This window comes from Paenibacillus aceti, assembly GCF_003614185.1.
Classification (GTDB): Bacteria; Bacillota; Bacilli; order Paenibacillales; family Paenibacillaceae; genus Fontibacillus; species Fontibacillus aceti.
In genome coordinates this window covers 2,033,554-2,057,749 of the sequence record NZ_KZ987724.1, presented here as the reverse complement: position 1 = coordinate 2,057,749, position 24,196 = coordinate 2,033,554, and the positions used below count along the sequence as shown (strand labels likewise).

The window sequence follows — 24,196 nt, the reverse complement described above, 5'->3', positions numbered from 1 at the left end:
ATGAGCGTTGTTCGCAAGGTGTTTCAAGCACCGATTCATGTATACCGCAAGTTTATTTCGCCACTTAAACCTCCAACCTGCCGCTTCTATCCGACTTGCTCGGCGTATGCCCTGGAAGCGATCGAAGTACATGGCGCCTTGAAAGGGTCTTGGCTGGCAGCCAAGCGGATCGTGAAATGTCATCCTTTTCATCCGGGGGGAATTGATATGGTACCTCCGAAGAAGGTGCGCAGCGAGGTTAAAGATAAGACCGGGCGGGTATAACTTGACAACCGATACATCTATTCTTAATATAGTTCTATATGCATGTACTCAAATATATCCAGTGAAGGGATAAGTACGAAGTGTCGCGTCCAGCTGCAGAGAGCCGGGGGAGCTGAGAACCGGTCTGGAACACCTTTGGAATATGGTCCTGGAGGAACTGCTTTCGAGTCGGGTAGCTTGTGGATTAGCTTAGCCGATAAGGGAGCGGCGCGGGTTCCGGCGTTAACGGAAGGTTGCGGCAGCAACCAACTGAGTCCGTTTGCCTGTGAAGGCACGGGGAATTTGGGTGGTAACACGTGAGAGATCTCTCGTCCCATGATGGGGCGGGAGTTTTTTTGTTTTATTATATCTAAGGAGATGACAGTATGTCTGACAAGAAAACATTCTACATCACCACACCGATCTATTATCCGAGCGATAAGCTGCATATCGGTCATGCTTATACGACCGTAGCTGGCGATGCTATAGCGCGCTACAAACGGCTGCGCGGATATGATGTCCGCTATTTGACTGGCACCGATGAGCATGGGCAGAAGATCGAGCAGAAGGCCCAGGAAAAAGGAAAAACTCCGCAGCAGTTCGTCGATGATATCGTTGTCGGGATCAAGGAGCTGTGGAAGAAGCTTGACATTTCGAATGATGATTTCATTCGTACCACTGAGCCTCGTCATAAAAAGGTCGTCGCTGAAATATTCGATCGCCTCTTGAAGCAGGGCGATATCTACAAAGGCGAATACGAAGGATGGTATAGCATCCCGGATGAGACTTATTATACGGAGTCGCAGTTGGTGGACGTAGTCCGCAATGAGAAAGGCGAGGTCATCGGCGGCAAAAGTCCGGAGAGTGGCCACCCGGTAGAACTAGTGAAGGAAGAATCTTATTTCTTCCGCATGAGCAAATATGTGGATCGTCTGTTGAAGTTCTACGAGGACAACCCTGGCTTCATTCAGCCGGAATCCCGCAAGAATGAAATGATCAACAATTTCATCAAGCCGGGGCTGGAGGATCTGGCGGTGTCGCGTACGACCTTCGATTGGGGCATTAAAGTCACAGGCGATCCGAAGCATGTTGTCTATGTATGGATCGATGCTCTGACGAACTATATTACGGCTCTGGGCTATGGCAGCGATAACGAAGAGCTGTTCAATCGCTACTGGCCTGCGGATGTTCACCTCGTGGGCAAGGAAATCGTCCGCTTCCATACGATTTACTGGCCGATCATGCTGATGGCGCTCGATCTTCCTCTGCCGAAGAAGGTATTCGGGCATGGCTGGCTGCTGATGAAGGGCGGCAAAATGTCCAAATCCAAAGGCAATGTCGTCGATCCGAATGTGCTGATTGATCGCTATGGCCTGGATGCGACCCGTTACTATTTGCTGCGTGAGGTGCCGTTTGGCGCTGACGGTTCGTTCACACCGGAGAGCTTCGTACAGCGGGTGAACTCCGATCTGGCTAATGATTTGGGGAACCTGCTCAATCGTACCGTAGCGATGGTTGGAAAATATTTTGACGGCGTCGTACCTGCCTATCGTCCGAATGTAACAGCTTATGATGCGGATCTGGCTGATATGGCACAGCGTACCGTTGAGAAGGTAGAGGAAGTGATGGAGAAGCTGGAATTCTCCGTTGCTCTAACAGCGATCAGCGCATTCATTGGCCGTACCAATAAATATATCGATGAGACGCAGCCGTGGGTGCTTGCCAAGGATGAAGCCAAGCGTGATGAGCTTGCTTCCGTCATGGTGAACCTGGTTGAAGCGCTGCGGATCATTTCGATCCTGCTGCAGCCGTTCCTGACGAAGGCTCCTGCGAAGATCTGGGAGCAGCTCGGCATTACTCCGGGAGAATTAACAGCTTGGGATAGCATCAAGAGCTTTGGCCTGATTCCGGCGGGAACGAAGCTAGGTAAGGGTGAGCCGATCTTCCCGCGTCTGGAAATGGAGAAGGAAATTGAGTACATCGATAACTCGATGACTGGAGGCGCACCTACAGCTGATAAGCCAGAAATGGAGCAGCCGGAATTAAAAGAGGAGATCGGTATCGATGATTTCGCCAAGGTAGAGCTGAGAGTGGCGGAGGTACTCGCTTGCGAGCCGGTACCAAAAGCGGATAAGCTGCTGAAATTGCAGCTCGATCTGGGCTTTGAGCAACGCCAGGTTGTGTCCGGGATTGCCAAGTTCTATAAGCCGGAAGAGCTGGTTGGCCGCAAAGTCATCTGCGTCGTGAATTTGAAGCCGGTGAAGCTGCGCGGCGAGCTGTCGCAAGGTATGATTCTTGCAGCTTCGCAAGGGGAGCAGCTTACATTGGCTACAGTGTCGGATTCCATGCTGAACGGAGCAGTTGTGAAGTAAGAGACTTGAGATTAAACCGCCATGAGATTTATACTCTGGCGGTTTTTTCATGTACCCCACTTCGGGTCATTAGCAAAATTTTTAAAGAATATAGTTGACAAAAGTTTAAAAGAGAACATATAATCCTAATAGTAATTATTACGATTAAGGCGAGGGGTTGTATATTATATGTTTTTGAACAAACGAAGATGGGTGAACAAGGGATTTATCTTGATCATGCTAATGCTTATTGTTGTCATATCAGGCTGTGGAAAGAACAGTAGTTCTGACATCGTTCCAGGCAAGGTTAATGTTGTGACGAGCTTCTATCCTATCTATGAATTTGCCAAGGCGATCGGTGGGGATCAGGCGAATGTAACTAATTTGCTGCCGACGGGGGTCGAGCCGCATGATTGGACGCCGCGCAGCAAGGAAATACTGAATACATCGAAAGCGCAGCTATTCCTGTACCATGGCGCCGGGCTTGAGGGCTGGGTTCCGAATTTCTTGAAAGGGCTGGGCAGTGATGCGGTGGTGAAGCCGGTTGAAGTGAGCCATGGCGTTTCGCTGATTACCGCAGAGGGGGATGATGGGCATCATCACGGCGAGGAAGCTGCTGAGAATGGTGAAGAAGAACATCATGATGACAGCAGTCATCATATCGATCCCCACACCTGGGTCAGTCCGAAATCAGCCAAGATCATCGCCGAGAATATCAAGAACAGTTACATTGAAGTCGATCCGGAGCATCAAGCGGAATACGAGAACAGATACGCAGAGCTGGCTAAAAAGCTGGATGAACTGGACAGTAAATTTACTACCGAGCTGGCGAATACAAGCAAGAAGGAAATCGTCGTATCCCACCAAGCCTTCGGTTATCTGTGCCGTGACTATGGATTAACGCAGCATGCGATCATGGGATTATCTCCAGAGGCGGAGCCGAGAGCGCAAGATATCGTGGCTCTATCCAACATGGTGAAGGAAGAAGGCATTAAATATATTTTCTTTGAAGAATTGGTATCCGATAGATTGGCCAAGACACTGGCTAGTGAAGCGGGAGTACAGACTTTAGTGCTTAACCCGGTGGAGGGCTTGACCAAAGAGCAGGACAAGGCTGGAGAGAACTACTTCACTTTGATGGAGAAAAATCTGCAAAATCTGCTTCTCGCTCTACAATAAAAGAAGTCATAAGATTGCAGCAGAAAGGGATTTATCTATGAAACCACAAGTATCTATATCCAAAGAATACTGCCATGACAATATAATAGAAATGGATCATGTCTCATTTGCTTATCAGGATCAAAAGGTAATAACCGATTTCAGCTTTGTAGTCAAAGAACGGGATTTCGTAGGGGTTATCGGTTCTAATGGGGCAGGCAAGACCACGTTAATGCGCATGATGGTCGGGCTTCTACCTCCGAGCTCGGGGGAAATCAGACTGTTCGGCCAACCGATCCGCCGCTTCCGTGATTGGGAGCGGGTCGGGTATGTGCCTCAGAAGAATTCCTTCAACCCGCTGTTCCCGGCTACAGTTCGCGAAGTCGTACTATCGGGGCTGTACAGCAACAAGAAGATGTTCCGACGAATTGGGGCAGCGGAGCAGCAGAAGTGTGATGACGCACTTGAAGTCATGAAGATAAGTGATCTGGCTGGCAAAAAGATCGGACAGCTATCCGGCGGACAACAACAGCGTGTCTTCCTGGCAAGAGCGATGATCAATCATCCTGACCTGCTCGTCCTTGATGAACCGACGGTCGGGATCGATGCCCAGACACAGGCCGACTTCTTCGAGTTGATCTGCCATCTGCATGCCCATCACCAAATGACGTTCCTGATGGTGTCTCATGATCTCGATTTCATTCATGGGTATATGGGCTTTGAGCCCAAAGGCTGCTGTGGTGCGATTGATCTCTATGTCCGCCACTCTCATGATCCTGAATGTGCTATCCCTGATTTGAGTCATTCAATATTATGAATAAAACCGCCCATGCAGTTTGAAATGTAAAGAGGAGATGTTCTATTTGGAAATATTAACTGCGGATTTCTTTCTTAGTGCGCTGACAGGCGGGCTGCTCATCGGTCTTACCGCCCCCCTGATCGGCATTTTTCTTGTCTTGCGGCGATTGTCTATGATCGGCGATACTCTGGCTCACGTGACGATTGCTGGCGTAGCGCTTGGCCTCCTGATCAATATTTATCCGATCGGGGTGGGGCTGGCCTTCGCTGTAGCGGCATCGTTTGCCATCGAGAAGCTGCGCAAAGCCTATAAAGGCTATGCCGAGCTATCTATTGCGATTATCATGTCCGGAGGAGTTGCGCTGGCCTCATTGTTCTTTACCCTCGGAATGGGTTACAATACAGATGTTAACAGTTATTTATTCGGGAGTATCTATACGCTTGATCAGGTCGATTTATATGTCGTCGGTGCGATTACCGTGATCGTCATCGTTGCTATATCTCTTCTATTTAAAGAGTTCTTCCTACTCACCTTCGAAGAGGATGCGGCTTCTGTCAGCGGCTTGCCTGTCAAGTTCCTGAATATGCTCATTACGGTGCTTACCGCCCTTGTAATCAGTACAGCGATCAAGATAGTCGGTGCGTTGCTAGTCTCTGCATTGCTGACTATACCGGCGGCGACTAGCTTACTTCTAGCTAGAAGCTTCAAGCAATCGGTCGTATTCTCGGTAGTGATCTCCGAGATTGCTGTCGTGGTTGGTCTCGTTATCGCCGGAATCTGGAATCTCGCTCCCGGCGCGACGATTGTGCTATTCCTGATCGCCATGCTGATTCTGACGATTATCGGCAAGCGCGGTTTATCAGCTTGAGCGCAACCTATTAATAGAAAAGATGAAATAGGGAGGATGTTATGACCGAGATCCATTTAGGGGTCGCCTTCGCGGCGGGCTTGGCTTCGTTTATTTCTCCCTGCTGCTTGCCATTGTATCCGTCTTACTTGTCTTATATTACAGGCATGTCAGTGCAGACGCTGAAGACGGAGCAGAAGCGAAGGGATGTCCGTTTCCGGACCTTGACTCATACACTGGCTTTCATCCTTGGTTTCTCAGTTGTGTTCTATACCCTTGGCTTCGGTGCCGGGATGTTCGGCGAGTTCTTCAATCAGAATCGTGATTTGATCCGGCAGCTCTCTGCCGTATTGATCATCGCGATGGGCTTGTTCTTGCTAGGCATTTTCCAACCTCAGTTTCTATTAAAAGAGCGCAAAATGGACTTAAAATTAAATAAAGCGGGATACATAGGCTCTTTTATCTTCGGTATTGGCTTCTCGGCGGGCTGGTCACCTTGCGTCGGCCCTATACTAGCGGCGATCATCGCGATGGCGGTCAGCGAGCCGGGTGCCTGGCTAGGTCTAATTACGGCGTATACCTTGGGATTTGCTCTGCCCTTCTTCATCCTGGCCTTCTTCATCGGGAAGACGCGCTGGATTGTCCGTTATTCCGGAATCGTTATGAAAGTCGGCGGAGTTTTGATGTTGCTGATGGGTATTCTTCTATTTACGGATCAAATGACGAAGATTACAATTTGGCTCCAGCAAATTACACCCGAATGGCTCAAATTTTAAGCATCTCAGTAATAGGAGGTATGTACTTGCCAATAGACGAGCATAACATGTATCATTAACAGAGTAACGGGTGAATTAGCCCGTGTGAACTCAGGGAAAAGAGGTAGTTAGATGCCAACGCCGAGCATGGAGGATTATTTGGAGCGTATCTATAAGCTCATAGATGAGAAAGGATACGCACGGGTGTCCGATATAGCGGAAGGTCTGGAGGTACATCCTTCTTCCGTTACGAAGATGATTCAGAAGCTGGACAAGGACGAATATTTAATTTACGAGAAATACCGCGGTCTGGTATTGACGAATAAGGGCAAACGAGTAGGGAAACGTCTAGTTGATCGCCATCAACTGCTGGAAGAGTTCCTGGAGCTAATCGGCGTTGACGACAGCAATATCTATACAGATGTAGAAGGAATCGAACATCATCTTAGCTGGGATTCGATCACCTGTATAGCTTCATTGGTAGAATTTTTCAAACGGGATGAGTCTAGGCTCCGGGAATTGCGTGAACTTCATCAGGAGCTGTTAGGCGAATCATAACATTAGCATCTGTCTCATTAGGCAGATGTCTTTTGTTTCTTTAGTACCAATTTTGCAGCAGACCGCAACTCCGGTCATAGGTTGTGCGTTAGAATGGTAGAGCGATTCTTGCGTCACAATCTATTAATCGGAGGTAACAGATGAAATTACGAACATGGTTTATTCCGCTACTCGTTCTATTGATCGCCTGGCCATTCGCCGGAGCGTTGCAGACCGAGGCGGCAGCATCGGGCAGCATTCAGATCTTCCTGAACGGAGAGAGGCTTCCGAGCGATACTGCTCCTTATCTGAAGCCTAAGGAAAATGTGACGATGGTGCCGCTTCGAGTTGTCAGCGAAGGCCTGGGGGCGAATGTGCTCTGGTCTCAGACTTCGAGAACGGCGACAATCCAGAAGGACGGCAACAAGCTCGTGCTAGTTACAGGCAAAAGTGTAGCTGAGGTGAATGGAAATCCTGTCACCCTGGATGTGTCGGTGGAGAATAGTCAGGGGCGGACGATGGTGCCGCTTCGTTTTGTCAGTGAGCAGCTGGGGCTGGAAGTCGTCTGGAATCAAGCATCGAAGACGATCTCACTGACTTCGCAGGACGGAGGAACCCAGCAGCCGGGAGAGACAGGACAGAATCCGCAACCGCAGCCCCCTGTGAATCCGCCGCAGACAAGCGGTGAGCTTCGCGGTGCTTGGATCTCCACGGTATATAATTTGGATTGGCCAAGCAGTGCTGCCAATGGGAAAGTGGAATCACAGCAGCAAGAATTTACGAAGCTGCTGGATGACCTGCAAGGGATGGGGATCAATGCCGTCTTCGTGCAGGTGCGCCCCTCGGCAGATGCGTTCTATCCATCGGAGCTCGTTCCCTGGAGCACCTATCTGACAGGAACCTCAGGCAAGGACCCGGGGTATGATCCGCTGCAGTTCATGATTGAAGAGACGCATCGGCGCGGTATGGAATTCCATGCCTGGTTCAACCCGTTCCGGGCAAGCACGGATACCAATACGGCCAAGCTGGCGGACAATCATGTGGCGAACAGCCACCCGGAATGGATCGTGAAGTTCGCCAATAAGCTGTATATCAATCCGGGCATCCCGGAAGCACGCGAGCATGTGATCGATGCGATTATGGAAGTAGTCAACCGCTACGATATCGACGGGGTACATCTGGATGATTATTTCTATCCGACGGGAGAGACGAAATCGAGCAAGTTCAACGATGACAGCACCTATAAGCAGTTCAACTCCAAGCAGCTGAATGATAAAGGGGACTGGCGTCGTGACAATATCGATGAGTTCGTGAGGGAACTGGGCAGTAGCATTCATCAGGCGAAGCCTAAGGTATCCTATGGGATCAGTCCTTTTGGGGTCTGGCGCAACAAGAGCACGGACCCGACCGGCTCGGATACGAAGGCTGGCATCACCGCTTACGATAGTACGTATGCCGATGTAAGAGCCTGGATTCAGAACGGCTGGGTTGATTACGTAGCCCCGCAGATTTATTGGAGTATGAGCTTCAATGTCGCTCGATATGATACTCTGGTAGACTGGTGGGCGAAGGAGGTCGCTGGTAGCCGCGTCAAGCTGTATATCGGCCATGCCCCTTATAAGCTGGGAACCTCGGAAGCGGGCTGGAACAGTGCTCAGGAAATTATCAATCAGTTGAACTATAATCGCGGCGTATCAGAAGTAAGCGGAAGCATCTTCTTCAGCGCCAAGGAGCTTCGCAAGAATCCATTAGGTCTTATACCTCTTTTGCAATCATATTATGGGTTATAGATATAATTCATAGTCATACGAACAGCCCTCATCATCATACATAAGCATTAGACTTGTGTATGGGATGGGGGCTTTTTATATGCTGATTAACGGCGTGTTTGAAGGTGGAGGCGTCAGGGGCATTTCGCTGGCTGGAGCAGTCCGGGCAGCTGAGCTCCACGGCGGGAAATTTCATAAAGTCGCAGGGACGTCGGCAGGCTCTATCGTCGCTTCTCTCATTGCAGCCGGATATAATGCTGAAGAGATGAGAGAGCTTATTTTAGAGACCTCCTTCAGCAAGTTTCTGAAGAGAGCGCCTATTTTTAATATTGCTCTGATCGGGCCGGCTTTGCGAGTGCTATTAAAGAAAGGCTTGTATTCGGGCGAAGCCTTAGAAGATTGGATTAGACAAATTTTGCTCAAAAAAGGGGTCAGGACCTTCAGTGATCTGGAGAAAGGGCGGCTCAGAATCATCGCTTCGGATATTACAAGCGGGAGAATTCTGGTGCTGCCGGATGATCTGGAGAAAATCGGTATTCAGCCGGGAGGATTTGAGGTAGCGCGGGCTGTGCGAATGAGCTGCAGTATTCCTTATTTCTTCGATCCAGTCCTGCTCAGGCTGTCCCCTCGGGAAGCCAAGGGCAAGCCGTTTGCAGATCAATTTCTCCATATCGTCGATGGCGGTTTGCTGAGTAATTTTCCGTTATGGCTGTTTGACCGTGAGATGACGCGGCCCGGGGAGAAAAAAATTCCGACGGTCGGCTTCCAAATGGTCGGCAAGAACAGCAACCAACCCCATCTGATCCGCGGCCCGTTCTCTATGCTGGAGGCTATGGTAGCGACGATGCTATCCGCACATGATGAGCGGTATATTGAGCAGACCAATCGTTACCGGACGATCAAGATCCCTACGCTTGGCATCGGCACGACCCAGTTCAATATTACACAAGAAGAAAGCCTGCTGCTTTATGAATCCGGACTCAGATCCGGGGAGCGCTTCTTCAAAGACTGGAATACCCAGTATTATGAAGCGCAATTCAAAAAGTACCAACAGGCTATCATCATTTAATATGAAATTTTAGAAGTTTAATGATATTTAGGGATATCATCTTCATTTTTACCCTTTTGACCATCGATCACTTGAAAAGGATAAGATTTGCGTTTCTGTCCGGATGAGGCCGCGCGGCGTTCTGCTGCTAATTTGGACATCGTCCGGGCAGAGGGCTTCACCTTCGGATTCTGCTTTCTATATTTGCGTGGTGGATATTTATAGAGTATAAATATAATCCCCACGACAAGTACGGGAACCAGGATCGTACTCCAGTGAGCCCCTCCTCCGTCCAATAATCCACCTATTATACCAAAAGCTGCAAAAGCGATCAGAAGCCAAAACACGATGGCCTGCTTCTTCATTGATCATCATCCTTTCACGGGATCCAGTGCTGAATGCTCCAGGGAAGTATCCATCGCTCCTTCGCGCTCTATCACTGCATCCAGTTCACGCATCCGGTTGAAGGAGGCGATCGATACCTCAAGTTGCTCCAAATTCGGCTCTTTGGTAGTTAACAGCTGTAGCCAAAGTCCGGGATATCCGAGAAAACGAAGGACAGGAATGTCTCTCATCGCATTCGTAATCCGCAGCATTTCAAAGGAAACACCGATTACCAGAGGAAGTAGCAGAAGACGGATATAGACCCGCTCCCATAGCGTATCCCAGCTGAAGATCGGCAGGGAATAAATGATAACTCCGATAATCACAGTCAAAATAATGAAGCTGCTGCCGCAACGATAGTGGAGGCGGCTGTATTTCTGCACGTTCTGAGGAGTCAACTCCTCGCCGGCTTCATAAGCGCTAATGACTTTATGCTCAGCCCCATGATATTGGAATAATCGCTTGATCACGGGTGTCTGTGACATGATCCATAGATAGGCGAGCAAGAGAATGATCTTGATTGCCCCCTCTACCAACGTGTGCAGCGTCTGATTGTCAAAGGCGTGCTGGAACAGAAATTCCTCCACGATCGCAGGGACAACCGTAAAGATAATCTTACCGACAATAAAAGACAGCACTCCGGCGACGGCGACGCCAAAAATCATAGCCATGGACAGGCCGGATTCTTCCTTTTCCTTCTGTTTGGCGCGTTCTTCCGGCTCCATCTCGTCATCGGCCATCGCTTCAGCTGAATAATTCAGATGCTTCGAGCCCTTGGCACTGGAATCAATTATGCTGACGAGGCCGCGGATCAGTGGGATCTTGCGGAGCTTCCTCACCCAGTTCTTCTCCTGCTTCGGCACTTCTAGAAATGTAATTTCTCCACTCTTACGGCGGACCGCCGTAACATTGACGTGTTTACCGCCGAACATTACTCCTTCAATGACGGCCTGACCGCCATATATTGCGGGTTTTGATTCTTCAGGCAAATACTTCACCTTCCCTAAAGTAATAATTATTTGCTGCAGATCATCGATCTGCGTTCCGGAGGACGAAAGGGTCTAACTGGAATGATTCCATTGTATAGGAATTTGCGGTCAAATTCTAGTTTGCTTTAGATTAGCGCCTTCTAAATTGTACATACTAATCTACAAACTGATCATGTTTCTCTTCTAACGAAACGGGTTATCGTTATTTCTTCTAAGACGTTACCACGTTCGTTAGAGGTTCATTACCTCTATAGAAAGGAAAATGTAATATGGATCCACAGGGACATAATCCAAAGAACGGAACGAATATGTGGCTGTTTACGTTGGAGGTGGGTTTATTTGCCGGACTCATCTGGGGAGGGATAAAGGCTATTTTATATTTTTTGCACTTAACGACGGTCGTGCCCGGGTATTTGGTGGAGCCCTTCTTTAAGCATCAATTTCTGAACAGCCAGCCTGGTTATTATGTCGGATGGGGGTTTTTCGTTCTCTTCTCGCTGCTGGCAACCCTCCTGTACGTGCTTCTCTTACGCAAGCTTAGGGGACCGTATCCCGGCATGCTCTACGGTGTCGTCTGGTGGGGAATTATATTCATGCTCGTTGGTCCGACCTTTCATATGATCGAGCCGCTTCGTAAGCTGTCAACGACTACGATCATCAGTGAATTTTGCCTCTACTTGCTCTGGGGCCTGTTCATCGGTTATTCTACAGCCCATGAATTTACTGATGAGAGAAAGCGAGAGCCCGAGAAATCATCAGACAAGCAAGGGCAGAATTCTATGAAGATTCCGGCCGAGAATCCGCGGCATTAAGGACAAAAAGCTTCTCAACTGACTCCCTCCTATGTTAAAATTACTTTTGGTTCATGTTCGAAAAGTACGGGTAATCTCTTTTTGGACGGTATCGTACTGGTTATATCAAAGGAAGGGTGATCAGCGATGTTTAACATCCTGGTGCTGAACGGGCCTAACCTGAATATGCTTGGTGTTCGCGAGCCGGGCATTTACGGTTCCGAAAGCTTAGGCGATATCGAGATCAAGCTGAGCAAGCTGGCTGAAGCAGAGGATTTGTCCCTTACGTTCTTCCAATCGAACCATGAGGGCGAACTTATCGACAAGATTCATGCGGCTTATGGGTCATGCGAGGGCATCTTGATTAACCCCGGGGCACTTACCCATTACAGTTATGCTCTGCGTGATGCCTTGACGACAGTGAAGCTGCCGGTAGTCGAGGTGCATCTATCCAACATTCACGCGCGGGAGGCGTTCCGGCATCATTCGGTGATCGCACCGATTGCGCTTGGACAGATTTCCGGATTCGGATCGTTCGGCTATGAGATGGGCTTGCTGGCACTGAAGCGTCATCTAAGCAAGTGATGAAGGACGAATGGATTAGTACAAGAAAGCTGATATTAAAGGGAGAGTTTAATTATGGTGAGCACACGTGTTACTCGGCTCCGCGAAGCGATGGAAACCCATCATGTGGAAGCCGTTTTAGTTACCGGTGATGTGAACCGCCGCTATTTGACGGGCTTTACCGGGACCTCTGGTTATGTCTTGGTTACACAGCAGAAGGCGTATCTGTTAACAGACTTCCGTTATACAGCGCAAGCAGCAGAGCAAGCCAAAGGATTTGAGATCGTGAAGCATGCCCCGGTTGTTACGGATACAATCAAGGAATTGCTTGCGGCAGAACAGATCAATCGGCTTGGATTTGAAGAGGATAATGTGGTCTATTCAGCTTATCGCATTTATGAGAGAGCATTTGCTCCTTGTGAGTTCGTTCCTGTCAAAGGACTCGTTGAAGGTCTGCGTACATTCAAGGATGCCGATGAACTTTCCATTATGAAGCAAGCTGCCGATCTGGCAGACCGGACCTTCGTTCATATGCTGGACGTAATTAAGCCGGGAGTCACGGAGCATGACATGGCGCTAGAAATGGAGATGTTCATGCGCAAGAATGGAGCGACTTCAAGCTCCTTCGATACGATCGTAGCATCCGGGGTTCGCTCTTCACTGCCGCATGGTGTCGCTAGCGACAAGGTGATTGAGAGCGGGGATCTGGTCACCCTCGATTTCGGGGCGCTGCTGGGCGGATATTGCTCGGATATTACCCGCACGGTAATGGTAGGCACGCCTGATGCCAAACAACGTGAAATATATGACATTGTGCTTGAAGCTCAGCTGCATACTCTGGAGCATTTACGACCAGGTATGACCGGACGTGAAGCGGACGCTCTCGCCCGTGATGTGATCACGCGCTACGGCTACGGAGAACAGTTCGGCCATAGTACAGGTCATGGACTGGGCATGGAGGTTCACGAAGCTCCTAACCTGTCTCTAAGAAGCGATACCGTACTTCAGCCAGGTATGGTTGTTACCGTTGAACCGGGGATTTATATTCCGGGTTTTGGCGGGGTACGGATTGAAGATGATGTCATTATGACGGAGAACGGGAACCGCCGTTTGACGGAATCGAGCAAAGACTTTACGATAATTTCGTAGATTATTCTTTAACCCTATTTGAGGAGGTTCTTTTAGTGATTTCAGTAAATGATTTTAAAACAGGCTTGACCGTCGAGGTGGACGGCGATATTTATACGGTGCTTGATTTCCAGCACGTAAAACCTGGTAAGGGCGCAGCGTTCGTACGCTCTAAATTGAAAAACCTCCGCAACGGGAATACCGTGGAGAAGACCTTCCGTGCCGGTGAAACTATTGGACGGGCCATGATCGAGAACCGCGATGTACAATATTTGTATTCCAGTGGTCAAGAGCATGTATTCATGGATAACGAGACTTACGATCAATTCAGCTTGCCTGAAGAGCAACTGGAATGGGAGCTTAAATTCTTGAAAGAGAATATGGGCGTTAAGATCGTTAGCTATCAAGGCGAAATTCTCGGGATTAACCTGCCTAATAGCGTAGAGCTGGCGGTAGTTGAGACTGAGCCTGGGATCAAGGGGAATACGGCGACCGGTGCTACCAAGAATGCGAAGGTGGAGACGGGCCTGAATGTTCAAGTTCCGCTGTTCATTAACGAAGGCGACGTATTGCTCATCGATACTCGTGAAGGTAAATACATCTCCCGCGCGTAGTCGTATTGCAATAATCTGCAAGGGCTATAGCTTGGATATGTATCGCTTATTTGCCTCTCCATCTAAATTAATAGGTGGAGAGTTTTTTGTACATATACAGATATTGGCGGGCTCAGGATCGAATATTAACGGCAATGTTTGTCCTTTTGTACGGAAATTTCTGAAATATGTATGTAAAAAGCATTGACTTCATTCGGGTTTCCCGTATTATACTGTTTTAAAGCATTAGTGAAGCAAGAGAAATGAGAAGCAGTTCAGATTAAGTGGCTTGGATACCAGGGAGGGAATCAGTTTGGCTGTATATGTTATGAAATTCGGGGGCAGCTCAGTTGGGGATACTGAGCGCATGAAGCGTGTCGCTCGCCGGGTAGTAGAGAAACAGGATGAAGGCCATCAGGTGATGGTGGTCGTGTCGGCGATGGGCGACACCACTGATGATTTGATCGATCAGGCGAATTTGCTCAACAGTAACCCACCGCTGCGTGAGATGGATATGCTGCTCACTACGGGAGAACAAATCTCAATTTCGCTATTATCGATCGCGATCCATGCGCTCGGTCGCAAAGCAGTCTCCTTTACAGGCTGGCAAGCCGGATTTCGTACGGAAGCGGAGCATGGTAAGGCGAGGATTACAGATATCAAACCGGAGCGCGTACTAGCTGCGCTGAGCGAAGGCAATATCGTCATCGTCGCCGGTTTCCAGGGGATGACAGATGAGGGCGAGATTACGACCTTTGGACGTGGCGGTTCCGATACGACGGCAGTGGCATTAGCGGCTGCAACGTCTGCGGATTTTTGCGAAATATATACCGATGTCGATGGCATTTACTCAACAGATCCAAGAATAGTGAAGAATGCCCGTAAATTAAATGAGATTTCCTATGATGAGATGCTGGAGCTGGCCAATTTAGGCGCCGCCGTGCTTCATCCGCGCGCTGTAGAATATGCGAAGCAATTCCAGGTCTGTCTCGTTGTTCGTTCGAGCTTTAATCATAATGAAGGTACTGTTGTGAAGGAGGAGGCTACAATGGAACAAGGCGTAGTTGTAAGCGGGATCGCTTATGATAAGAATGTAGCAAGGATTAGTATTTTGGGAGTATCCCATGTACCGGGTGTGCTGGCGAAAGTGTTCAGCTCTCTGGCAGAAGCGAAGATTAACGTAGATATTATTGTACAGAGCGGTGTACAGGCTGGCAAAGCAGACTTCTCCTTCACGGTTGGACTGGATGATCGGGAGAGAGCTCTGGAAGTGCTGGGCGGCATTCGCGACGAGATTCCTTATGATGATGTTACCTCAGAGGATGGATTGGTCAAAATATCGATTGTAGGCGCTGGTATGGTCAGTCACCCGGGGGTGGCGGCGGAAATGTTCAAGGTGATCTCGGAGCAAGGCGTGAACATCAAGATGGTCAGCACCTCCGAGATTAAGGTATCCTGTGTGATCGAAGGCTCCAGGCTGAACGAGGTAGTTCGAGCTCTGCATACCGCTTATGGCTTGGATACGGAGAGCCAAGTATTCGTAGGCGGTCCACAGGATCGCCGATAGGCATCCATAGTAGCTATTTTTATAAATCGAGAGTGAAATAGAGGGAGAAGTCGTATGACCGGTAGACGGTTGTGCGGCTTCTTTCTTTTTTTAATAAAAAAAGATATTCGGGCATATAGATAAGAGAGTGTAAATGGGACAAGAAGGAGGTTCATATGCTTGATAAATACGTAAGCAGTATGTCGTTCATCCGATTGATGTCAGGATCGATTGAAATTATGGCGGCCCTGCTGATGCTAAGGTTAGGACGGGTCGACCGGGCATTAGCCGTCAATTCGGCGCTGGCTCTGGTCGGGCCAACCGTATTGATCCTGACGACTTCAATTGGACTAGCCGGGATGGCTTACAAGCTGTCGTGGGGGAAGATACTTTGGATTGCTATCGGAGTTGTTTGTCTCTTAATCGGTATTTTGAAAAAATGATAGATTTCCCGTCATAAACATCAAGTACAGGCATACACATGAGATATGACAATTCACAACATATAAGAAATGAAAGAGAAAAGGCGTTGGGGGTACGAGAATGGACCCGAACTGGTTAAGTGTATTTCCGGACAGACTTCGACATTTGCTGCAGAAACTACCGCCCTCTGTCTTTACGAGATTGGAGGAGGTCCGCATTCGGGAAAGCCGTCCGCTAGAGGTCAATACAGGCGGAAGATTCTATTTCCTGACGGCTGACGGCGGGATTACGCGCGATGCCGAAGCGGCGTTCAAGCCAGACAAGCAGGACAGCAGCCGCCTGCTCGATCTGATTACGAATCATTCCTTATATACGATGGAGGAAGAGCTTCGTAAGGGATTTATTACAATCCCCGGCGGCCACCGGATTGGACTAGCTGGCAGGACGGTGCTCGGTGGCGGTAAGGTAGAGCATATCCGTGACATCAGCGGATTCAATATCCGCATTGCACGCGAGGTATGCGGGGCTGCCGATCAGGTATTGCCACTTCTACTCGATTTCAAGCAGAAAAGCGTGCTGCACACCTTGATCCTGTCTCCGCCGCAGCAAGGGAAGACTACCCTGATCCGTGATCTGGCCCGGCAGATCAGCAGCGGAACCTGGCGGCATCCCGAAGCGAGGTGGCCGGGATTGAAGGTGGCCATCGTCGATGAGCGCTCCGAGATCGCTGGCTGTCGGGACGGAGTCCCGAGCTATGATGTCGGGCCGCGAACCGATGTGATGGACGGCTGCCCGAAGGCGGAAGGCATGATGATGATGATTCGCTCGATGTCGCCGGAGGTCATGGTGGTGGATGAAATCGGCAGGCCGGAGGATGCCGAGGCGCTCGTCGAAGCGCTGCATGCGGGAGTTCGCGTGATCGCTACCGCCCATGGTGCGGATATCGATGATATCGGCTCCCGTCCGGTACTCTCGAAGCTGGTAGACTCCGGATTCTTTCAAATGTATGTCACTCTGCGGCGCAGCGATCAAGGCTTGACCTTCCGGCTCTGGGATGCGAAGCGGAGAGGGATTCCACTGATTCCCCCAGGCATGAAGGGGAGGGAAGCGGATGCTTAAGATGCTGGGAGCTGTACTCGTCATCGCAGCTACGACGCTGGCCGGATGGCTTCAAGCCAGGCAGTATGCGAACCGGCCGCAACAGATCCGTCGTCTGATTCTCGCGCTGAAACGGCTGGAAACCGAGATCATGTATGGTTTCACCCCGCTGCCGGACGCACTGGATAGAATCGGGGAACAGAGCGGAGGGGCGGTAGGCTCGATCTTTCATAGGGCAGCGCAGAATATGAAGCCGCCGGATAATCGAACCGCACAGGAGGCGCTGCAGCTAGCCTTGGAGGCTGGCTGGAAGACCACGGCGATGAAAGCGGTAGAGCAGGATATTATGAGGCAGTTCAGCTATACGCTCGGGACAAGCGATCGTAAGGACCAGCTTGGACATATTGCCACAGCGGTCCGTCAGTTGGAGAGTGAGGAGCATGAAGCGCGTGAAGAACAGAATCGGTACGAGAAAATGTTCAGAAGTTTGGGGCTGCTGTTCGGCGCTTTTATCGTAATCATCCTCTATTGAAGAGCATCCCTCTTATCCAATTGTCACCGGTGAAACTAATTGTGAGGTGCCATTTCAATGAACATAGAAGTGAACGCGATCTTTCAAATTGCAGGCATCGGAATCATTATCGCCATGATCCATACGGTACTGAAGCAGATGGGAAAAGAAGACATGGCCCATTGGGTGACGTTGATCGGATTTGTCGTTGTGCTGTTCATGGTCATCCGCTTGCTGGACAATTTGTTCCAGGAAATCAAATCGATCTTTCTATTCCAGTAGGTGAAGAGCCGTGGAAATGATTCAGATTGTAGGCATCGGATTGCTGGCGACGGTGCTGATCCTCGTTATTAAAGAACAGAAACCGATGTTTGCCTTTCTGATAGGGGCAAGCACGGGAATATATATCTTCTTGTACCTGATCGGTAAAATTGGCGGAATTATTGATGTGTTGGAGGAACTGGCAACCTCCTCCGGCGTGCAGATGATCTACCTGAAGACGATCCTCAAGATCATCGGAATCGCCTACATCGCTGAATTTGGAGCACAGATCGTCAAGGATGCCGGGCAAGAGGGCATCGCTTCAAAGATTGAGCTGGCGGGCAAGGTGATGATAATGGTCCTGGCGATTCCGATCATCAGCATTATTATCGAGACAGTCATCAAGCTGCTGCCGACATAGCTAAGGTGGGTGCGAGATGAGATCAATCCAATTGAGCTATCAACATAGGACGTTGATCCTGCTCGTCCTTGGTTTTCTAATTCTGTGGCCGGTCCGGGTCATGGCCGAAGGGCCTGATAGTAGGTGGATCGAGCGGCAGACTGAACAGTTGCCAACCGATGAAGTGGAGACATACTGGCATAATCTGATGAAGGAGTATGGAGGCTTTTTTCCGGATCGGGACGTTCCTTCCTTTATGGACATGCTGGTTCAGGAAGGTCAGGGCTTCTCCATGAAGACAGGCTTTCTCGGTCTGATGCGATATATGTGGCATGAAGTGCTGTACAACGGTCATATTCTCGTCACAATTGTCCTGCTGTCGATCTTCAGTATGATCCTGGAGACGCTGCAATCGGCATTTGAGCGTAAGCAGGTAAGTAAGGTAGCCTATTCCATCTGCTTCATGGTGATTCTGGTGCTGGCGATCAACAGCTTCCATGTAGCGATCAGTTATGCCACGGGGGCTATTACCGGAATGATCGACTTTATGATGGCGATGGTTCCGCTGTTGTTCACCTTGCTTGCTTCCATGGGAAATGTGGCGACCGTGTCGGTTACCCATCCGCTCGTCGTATTCATGGTTCATACCGTAGGCACGTTGGTTCATACGATCATTTTCCCATTGTTATTCTTCTCGGGTATCCTGCATATCGTCAGCACCTTGTCCGACAAATATAAATTGACCCAGCTCGGGAATCTGCTGCGGACGCTCAGCATGAGTCTATTGGGTGTTCTGCTGACCGTCTTCCTCGGAGTCATATCGATAAAAGGGATCGCCGGCTCTGTAGTGGATGGAGTTACGCTCAGGACTGCGAAGTATTTAACCGGAAATTTCGTTCCGGTCGTCGGTAAGGTGTTCGCGGATGCGACCGACACCGTGATATCGGCTTCCCTGCTAGTCAAGAATTCAATCGGTCTGGTCGGAGTTATTATTCTGTTGTTCTTATGTGCTTTTCCAGCGATCAAAATATTAGTTCTGGCCTTGATCTTTAATCTATCCGCTGCTGTAATGCAGCCATTAGGGGATACACCGATCGTCATCTGTCTGGACACCATCGGCAAGAGCATGATCTACGTATTCGCGGCTCTGGCCGCCGTGGGACTAATGTTCTTCCTGGCAATTACGATCATGCTGACAGCAGGCAACGTTACAGTGATGATGCGCTAACCGTGGCAGTAGCGGTTTACCAGCGACGTTAGACGTTAATTGAGGTAAGGCGGTGAGGCAAGTGTGAGTTTTCTGGGAGAGTGGCTTAAGCAAATTATAATTATCGTGCTATTCGCGGTTTTTGTCGACCTGCTGCTGCCGAATCGGGCGATGGAACGATATGTGCGTTTTGTCGTCAGCCTGCTGATCCTGTTAACGTTAATCGCTCCGGTTGTCCGCATATTTGCCCCTGAGGCCAAACAGAAGCTTGAGACAGCTATTATGGATGAGTTCATCGCTCCTGGCAGCCAGGATACGGGCCAGAGCACGCAGTCCATTCTGAAGCAGGGTGAGAAGTTAAGACAAAAGCAAGAGGCTGAAGCGTTGCAGTATGCGGCGGAGGAAGCGGCCCGACAGATGAAGCAGTCGATTGAGCAGGAGACCGGCCAGGCTGTGAGGCGCGTGACCGTTAAGCTGATCAGTGAAGCGCAGGATTCCCGAACTCCTTCTGTACCGGCTGCACAGACGAACCAGCTAGCCTATTCCATGGTCGAGGTTGTGATGGCCGCTGCGGGAACAGAGGAAGCGGGCAGCGGAGAACAGCAGCCGAAGAATGGAATATCGGTGCAGCCGGTAGATAAGGTGAACATCGATGTCAAGTTGAAGACCGGACAAACCGCTACTAGCCCTGAGAGCATGGGACAGCAGGAGGAGCAGACTCAAGCGGTGATCGCTAATAAAGATGCTCCAGGAGCTGAGCTTGCCATTGGAGAGCCTGAGCAACCGAAGCAGGCTGAAGCCGGAATCAAGCGACAGATCGAGGAACTGCTGAGCAGACAGTGGGGCGTTCCACGCGAAGCTGTAACTGTGCTAGATCAATGATAGAACATTATATCGTGGGGGGTGAAGCGGGTGCCCGGATGGTTTAAGAAATTGGAGCAATGGCTCGGCAAGGGAGCAGATGGCAAGAAGAGAACTCAGACCTTCCGTCTCGTACTGATTCTTGGGCTGGTCGGACTGGCGCTGATGCTGCTATATTCCTTTGTCAATGTGAAGCAGATTGATACTGGAGGTGAGGGGAGAGAACCACCAGCATCGCAGAATGTATCCGCTCCGGTAATACCCGGGGGTGCTGGTGAAGGACCTTTTGCCGAGATTGAATTTTCGCTGGAAAACAAGACGAAGGAGATCCTGGAGAAAATCGTGGGAGTTGGCGCAGTCGATGTGCTGGTTACTGTAGACTCCACCGAGGAGGTCGTCGTGCAGCGCAATGTCAAGGATACACAGGAGCTGACCGAGGAGACGGATAAGGATGGCGGCAAGCGCCACGTCACGCAATACACGCGAGATGGACAGATTATGACCTATGAAGCTGGGGGCAATGAGCAGCCGATCGTTACGAAGAAAATCAAGCCCAAGGTGCGCGGGGTATTAATCGTCGCGAAAGGTGCCGAGAATAAGACCGTGAAGGGGTTGATTGTCGATGCGGTGGAGAAGGGGTTGAATGTGCCGGCCTATCGTATATCCGTCGTCCCTCGCAAACAATCCCAGTAGGGGAAGTCAAAAAAAGTCGCTTTTGATTACGAAGCATCTCTGGGAGTGAACTCGGCGTCGAATCTTGAATTCAGCTAGGCCTTCCGGTGCTCACGTACAAACAACGTACGCTGCGCTCCTCATGCCTAGCTTCATCCAAGCTTCTCGGTACTGAAAACCAACTTTTTTGAACAACGATTTGAATAGAGGAAGTTCAAGTAGTTGCTTTTGATTGCAAAGTAGATTTGTCCTATTTTCTATAAAAAATGTTTAGGAGGAATTAAAGTATGAAATCGAAAAGACAGACGATATGGCTCGTATCTATGCTTAGCTTGATGGTGATCTTGTCCGCCTATTATTTATTCACCGAGGACAGCTCGACGAAAGGAAAGAATCCGGATGGCCAAGTAGCGACGCTGGATAGCAAAACAGATGCAGCAGGTGGGCTGGATACTACAGAAGATATGGATGATATGCTCGTTACTGAAGTGGAGCCGGGACAGACGGAGGATGACAAGCTTGCCGCAGACGAGAAGGCCGCCGGAACCATCGCTGACGATGCTACTAAGGGCGACGCCGCCGATGATGGACAGGAGCCTGCTCCGCAGGGCAAGGAGAATGACAAAGGCCAGCAGCCGGATCATAAAGACGATAAATCGACGAAAGACAGCTCGGCCAAGGAAAATTCAAGCGATGAAGACGTATTGAAGCAATTGGAGTCGCAAGGGACTACCGGACTCGACAACTTGACGGCTTATCAATTTCAGCGTAATGACAGCAACAATAAAAAGTACGATCAGCTGATGAAGATCATCAATGATGAATCCAAACCGCTGGAAGAAGCAGCGATGGCTCAGCAGGAGCTCAGTGCGCTTGAGGAGAAAGCAGATAAAATTTACGACATCGAGGAGAAGCTGCAACAGAAATATTCCAATGCGGTGGTAGCTGAAAATGGCGATAACTATCAAGTGCTCGTCGCCAGTGAGAAGCTGGAAGCCAAGGATGCTGTCAGCATCATGGATCTGGTCATCAAGGAACTGGGCATTTCCCAGGATAAAGTAAGCGTTCAATACGTGACGAAATAAGCGAAAAAACGGCAAAATCCCGCAAATTTCTACAGATGATGCCGGGAGAGTCCAGGGGAGCCTGGACTCTTTCCATTTTGATTGATTGTGATATAATACATAAAGTTAAATGCTGAATAAGGCCAAGGCTTTGCGAAGCTGAAGGAGTGATAATGAAGATGATGTTTAATTTGGATGAGATCAAAGAATTGATTGAATTGGTGGACAAGACGTCCGTACATGAATTAGAGCTTGAGAATGAAGGCTCCAGACTTTGCATCCGTAAACCAGGCAAGAGTGAAGTGGTGCATGTTCAGCCCGTTGCCGAATCCGCTGTAGTTCAATCGGTGGGAGCAATGTCCATCAGCCCTGCTGCGGGCATTCCGGCCTCCGGTGAGCAGGCTCCAGCCCAACCGGCTGAGCAGGATCCTAATCTACATACCATTGTGTCGCCGATGGTAGGAACTTTCTATCGCGCTTCATCCCCGGACGCCAATCCTTATGTCAACATTGGAGACCGGGTTGGGGAAAAGACCGTCGTCTGCATCATCGAAGCGATGAAGCTGATGAATGAGCTGGAGGCCGAAGTTAAGGGTCAAATCACCGATGTTTTAGTTGAGAACGGACAGCTAGTGGAATATGGACAGCCTCTCTTTTTGGTGAAGCCTGAGTAAATGCGGCCCACTTGCACCTTGTAGTCTATAGGTGTGTCAGCTAGCTTTTCCAAGGAGGATGGAAGACTGTGAAATTTAATAAAGTATTAATCGCGAATCGCGGAGAGATTGCGGTTCGAATCATTCGCGCATGCCGCGAGCTAGGTATATCAACAGTAGCTGTATATTCTGAGGCAGACAAGGAGTCCCTGCATGTCCGCATGGCGGATGAAGCTTATTGCATCGGACCTACGGCCTCGAAGGACAGCTATTTAAATCTGACCAATCTGATGAGCGTAGCTACCCTGACCGAGTGTGATGCGATCCACCCAGGCTATGGCTTCCTGGCAGAGAATGCGGATTTCGCGGAGATCTGCAGCTCCTGTAATATGGCCTTTATCGGACCATCCCCGGATGCCATCACTCGAATGGGAGATAAATCGGTGGCCAAGCAGACGATGAAGAATGCGAAGGTTCCGGTGATTCCCGGCTCGGACGGTCTCATCGAGGATGTAGAGGAAGCTGTGATGATCGCCCGCGATATCGGTTATCCGGTCATTATCAAGGCAACCGCCGGCGGAGGCGGCAAGGGTATCCGCATCGCTGAAGATGAGGCATCCTTGATCCAGCAGATTACGACCGCACAGCAGGAGGCGGAGAAGGCCTTCGGCAATGCTGGCGTCTATTTGGAGAAATATTTGACAGGCATGAAGCATGTGGAGATCCAGATTATGGCCGATAAGCATGGTAATGCCGTCTATTTGGGCGAGCGTGACTGTTCCATACAGCGCCGCCGTCAGAAGCTCGTAGAGGAAGCGCCTTGCCCGGTATTGTCTGCCGAGAAGCGCGTAGAAATGGGAGAGGCAGCAGTGAGAGCTGCGCTTGCCGTGGATTACTCCGGGGCGGGCACGCTGGAATTCCTGCTCGGTCCTGACGGACAATTCTACTTCATGGAGATGAACACGCGGATTCAAGTCGAGCATCCCGTGACCGAAATGATTACCGGGATCGATCTGATCCAGGAAATGATCTCCGTGGCTGAGGGGAATCCGCTCTCTTTCACACAGGAAGATGTCATATTGAATGGCTGGGCGATCGAATGCCGGATTAATGCCGAGGACCCGTCGCGCAACTTCATGCCATCTCCCGGCAAAATCGGCTTTTACCTGGCGCCGGGTGGCCCAGGAGTGCGGATCGATAGCGCCGCTTACCCGGGTTATTTGATCTCGCCGCATTATGATTCGATGATCGCCAAGCTGATTGTATGGGCTCCGACCCGTGAAGAAGCGATTGCCAAGATGAGACGGGCTCTGTCTGAATTCGTGATCGAAGGGATTCATACGACCATTCCTTTTCACCAGAAGCTGCTGGAGCATCCGCTATTTAGCCGCGGTGACTTTGATATTAAATTTCTGGAAGAACACGAGATTTAGTTCGGAACCGAGTTTGTCATAATGTTCTTGAAATGATATAGTATGTATAATAAGTGCGCAGTTTCTAAGACTTAGAGAATAGCGCAAGACTTATTGAGAGGTGGATGAATA

Annotated in this window: 27 protein-coding genes; 25 read left to right on the top strand and 2 right to left on the bottom strand. The window is 49.7% G+C overall.

The window, feature by feature from the left end:
• From yidD to BFJ94_RS09145, 9 genes are all read left to right on the top strand, one after another.
• A complete protein-coding gene (gene yidD / locus BFJ94_RS09185) occupies positions 1 to 264 on the top strand; it encodes a membrane protein insertion efficiency factor YidD (protein ID WP_120462391.1) in 264 nt (87 codons plus the stop codon).
• A 365-nt stretch (positions 265 to 629) separates the two neighbouring features.
• Positions 630 to 2,615, top strand: coding sequence for a methionine--tRNA ligase (gene metG, locus BFJ94_RS09180; RefSeq protein ID WP_120462390.1), 1,986 nt, complete (start codon positions 630 to 632; stop codon positions 2,613 to 2,615).
• Positions 2,616 to 2,783: 168 nt separating this feature from the next.
• Positions 2,784 to 3,773 carry a metal ABC transporter substrate-binding protein gene (locus BFJ94_RS09175; protein WP_120462389.1) on the top strand — a complete coding sequence of 330 codons (990 nt, stop codon included), beginning with the start codon at positions 2,784 to 2,786 and terminating at the stop codon, positions 3,771 to 3,773.
• A gap of 37 nt (positions 3,774 to 3,810) precedes the next feature.
• Positions 3,811 to 4,569 (top strand): metal ABC transporter ATP-binding protein, encoded by a 759-nt coding sequence (locus BFJ94_RS09170; protein WP_120462388.1) that lies wholly within the window; start codon positions 3,811 to 3,813, stop codon positions 4,567 to 4,569.
• Between the two features lie 46 nt (positions 4,570 to 4,615).
• Entirely contained in the window at positions 4,616 to 5,419 is an 804-nt protein-coding gene (locus BFJ94_RS09165; RefSeq protein ID WP_120462387.1) for a metal ABC transporter permease, read from the top strand.
• Positions 5,420 to 5,460: 41 nt separating this feature from the next.
• Positions 5,461 to 6,174 (top strand): cytochrome c biogenesis CcdA family protein, encoded by a 714-nt coding sequence (locus BFJ94_RS09160; RefSeq protein WP_120462386.1) that lies wholly within the window; start codon positions 5,461 to 5,463, stop codon positions 6,172 to 6,174.
• 111 nt (positions 6,175 to 6,285) lie between these two features.
• Positions 6,286 to 6,711 (top strand): transcriptional regulator MntR, encoded by a 426-nt coding sequence (gene mntR / locus BFJ94_RS09155; protein ID WP_120462385.1) that lies wholly within the window; start codon positions 6,286 to 6,288, stop codon positions 6,709 to 6,711.
• A 140-nt stretch (positions 6,712 to 6,851) separates the two neighbouring features.
• Positions 6,852 to 8,480, top strand: a complete 1,629-nt coding sequence (locus BFJ94_RS09150; RefSeq protein ID WP_120462384.1) for a family 10 glycosylhydrolase — start codon at positions 6,852 to 6,854, stop codon at positions 8,478 to 8,480.
• A gap of 79 nt (positions 8,481 to 8,559) precedes the next feature.
• Positions 8,560 to 9,528, top strand: a complete 969-nt coding sequence (locus BFJ94_RS09145) for a patatin-like phospholipase family protein (protein ID WP_120462383.1) — start codon at positions 8,560 to 8,562, stop codon at positions 9,526 to 9,528.
• A gap of 17 nt (positions 9,529 to 9,545) precedes the next feature.
• On the opposite strand, the gene BFJ94_RS09140 is transcribed toward BFJ94_RS09145, so the two are convergent.
• Together BFJ94_RS09140 and BFJ94_RS09135 are read right to left on the bottom strand one after the other, a co-directional pair.
• The gene (locus tag BFJ94_RS09140) at positions 9,546 to 9,872 is read right to left on the bottom strand and encodes a hypothetical protein (protein WP_120462382.1); all 327 of its coding nucleotides are present in this window, start codon (positions 9,870 to 9,872) and stop codon (positions 9,546 to 9,548) included.
• Between the two features lie 6 nt (positions 9,873 to 9,878).
• Positions 9,879 to 10,880, bottom strand: a complete 1,002-nt coding sequence (locus tag BFJ94_RS09135) for a DUF1385 domain-containing protein (RefSeq protein ID WP_120462381.1) — start codon at positions 10,878 to 10,880, stop codon at positions 9,879 to 9,881.
• Positions 10,881 to 11,149: 269 nt separating this feature from the next.
• Between BFJ94_RS09135 and BFJ94_RS09130 the strand changes: the two genes are divergently transcribed.
• The 16 genes from BFJ94_RS09130 (at position 11,150) to accC (ending at position 24,085) form a co-directional block, all read left to right on the top strand.
• A complete protein-coding gene (locus BFJ94_RS09130) occupies positions 11,150 to 11,692 on the top strand; it encodes a YqhR family membrane protein (protein ID WP_120462380.1) in 543 nt (180 codons plus the stop codon).
• A 126-nt stretch (positions 11,693 to 11,818) separates the two neighbouring features.
• Positions 11,819 to 12,256 carry a type II 3-dehydroquinate dehydratase gene (gene aroQ / locus BFJ94_RS09125; protein ID WP_120462379.1) on the top strand — a complete coding sequence of 146 codons (438 nt, stop codon included), beginning with the start codon at positions 11,819 to 11,821 and terminating at the stop codon, positions 12,254 to 12,256.
• Between the two features lie 54 nt (positions 12,257 to 12,310).
• Positions 12,311 to 13,384 carry a M24 family metallopeptidase gene (locus BFJ94_RS09120; protein ID WP_120462378.1) on the top strand — a complete coding sequence of 358 codons (1,074 nt, stop codon included), beginning with the start codon at positions 12,311 to 12,313 and terminating at the stop codon, positions 13,382 to 13,384.
• A gap of 35 nt (positions 13,385 to 13,419) precedes the next feature.
• Positions 13,420 to 13,977, top strand: coding sequence for an elongation factor P (efp, locus tag BFJ94_RS09115; RefSeq protein ID WP_120462377.1), 558 nt, complete (start codon positions 13,420 to 13,422; stop codon positions 13,975 to 13,977).
• A 292-nt stretch (positions 13,978 to 14,269) separates the two neighbouring features.
• Positions 14,270 to 15,523 carry an aspartate kinase gene (locus BFJ94_RS09110; protein ID WP_120462376.1) on the top strand — a complete coding sequence of 418 codons (1,254 nt, stop codon included), beginning with the start codon at positions 14,270 to 14,272 and terminating at the stop codon, positions 15,521 to 15,523.
• A 155-nt stretch (positions 15,524 to 15,678) separates the two neighbouring features.
• Positions 15,679 to 15,945 carry a YqhV family protein gene (locus BFJ94_RS09105; protein WP_120462375.1) on the top strand — a complete coding sequence of 89 codons (267 nt, stop codon included), beginning with the start codon at positions 15,679 to 15,681 and terminating at the stop codon, positions 15,943 to 15,945.
• A gap of 100 nt (positions 15,946 to 16,045) precedes the next feature.
• Positions 16,046 to 17,044, top strand: a complete 999-nt coding sequence (gene spoIIIAA, locus BFJ94_RS09100) for a stage III sporulation protein AA (protein ID WP_120462374.1) — start codon at positions 16,046 to 16,048, stop codon at positions 17,042 to 17,044.
• Complete coding sequence (gene spoIIIAB / locus BFJ94_RS09095) at positions 17,037 to 17,555, top strand: stage III sporulation protein SpoIIIAB (RefSeq protein ID WP_120462373.1); 519 nt, start codon at positions 17,037 to 17,039, stop codon at positions 17,553 to 17,555. Before spoIIIAA ends, spoIIIAB begins: the two co-directional genes overlap by 8 nt.
• Positions 17,556 to 17,612: 57 nt before the next feature.
• Entirely contained in the window at positions 17,613 to 17,816 is a 204-nt protein-coding gene (spoIIIAC, locus tag BFJ94_RS09090; RefSeq protein WP_036621734.1) for a stage III sporulation protein AC, read from the top strand.
• A gap of 10 nt (positions 17,817 to 17,826) precedes the next feature.
• Entirely contained in the window at positions 17,827 to 18,216 is a 390-nt protein-coding gene (spoIIIAD, locus tag BFJ94_RS09085; RefSeq protein ID WP_120462372.1) for a stage III sporulation protein AD, read from the top strand.
• Between the two features lie 16 nt (positions 18,217 to 18,232).
• Entirely contained in the window at positions 18,233 to 19,423 is a 1,191-nt protein-coding gene (gene spoIIIAE / locus BFJ94_RS09080; RefSeq protein WP_120462371.1) for a stage III sporulation protein AE, read from the top strand.
• A 63-nt stretch (positions 19,424 to 19,486) separates the two neighbouring features.
• Positions 19,487 to 20,284: a stage III sporulation protein AF gene (gene spoIIIAF / locus BFJ94_RS09075; protein WP_120462370.1), complete on the top strand. Its 798-nt coding sequence runs from the start codon at positions 19,487 to 19,489 to the stop codon at positions 20,282 to 20,284.
• Between the two features lie 30 nt (positions 20,285 to 20,314).
• Positions 20,315 to 20,956, top strand: a complete 642-nt coding sequence (gene spoIIIAG, locus BFJ94_RS09070) for a stage III sporulation protein AG (RefSeq protein ID WP_120462369.1) — start codon at positions 20,315 to 20,317, stop codon at positions 20,954 to 20,956.
• Positions 20,957 to 21,222: 266 nt separating this feature from the next.
• Positions 21,223 to 22,020: a SpoIIIAH-like family protein gene (locus BFJ94_RS09065; RefSeq protein ID WP_120462368.1), complete on the top strand. Its 798-nt coding sequence runs from the start codon at positions 21,223 to 21,225 to the stop codon at positions 22,018 to 22,020.
• A gap of 161 nt (positions 22,021 to 22,181) precedes the next feature.
• Complete coding sequence (gene accB / locus BFJ94_RS09060) at positions 22,182 to 22,673, top strand: acetyl-CoA carboxylase biotin carboxyl carrier protein (RefSeq protein WP_120465169.1); 492 nt, start codon at positions 22,182 to 22,184, stop codon at positions 22,671 to 22,673.
• A gap of 68 nt (positions 22,674 to 22,741) precedes the next feature.
• Entirely contained in the window at positions 22,742 to 24,085 is a 1,344-nt protein-coding gene (gene accC / locus BFJ94_RS09055; RefSeq protein WP_120462367.1) for an acetyl-CoA carboxylase biotin carboxylase subunit, read from the top strand.
• The last annotated feature ends 111 nt before the right edge of the window (positions 24,086 to 24,196 follow it).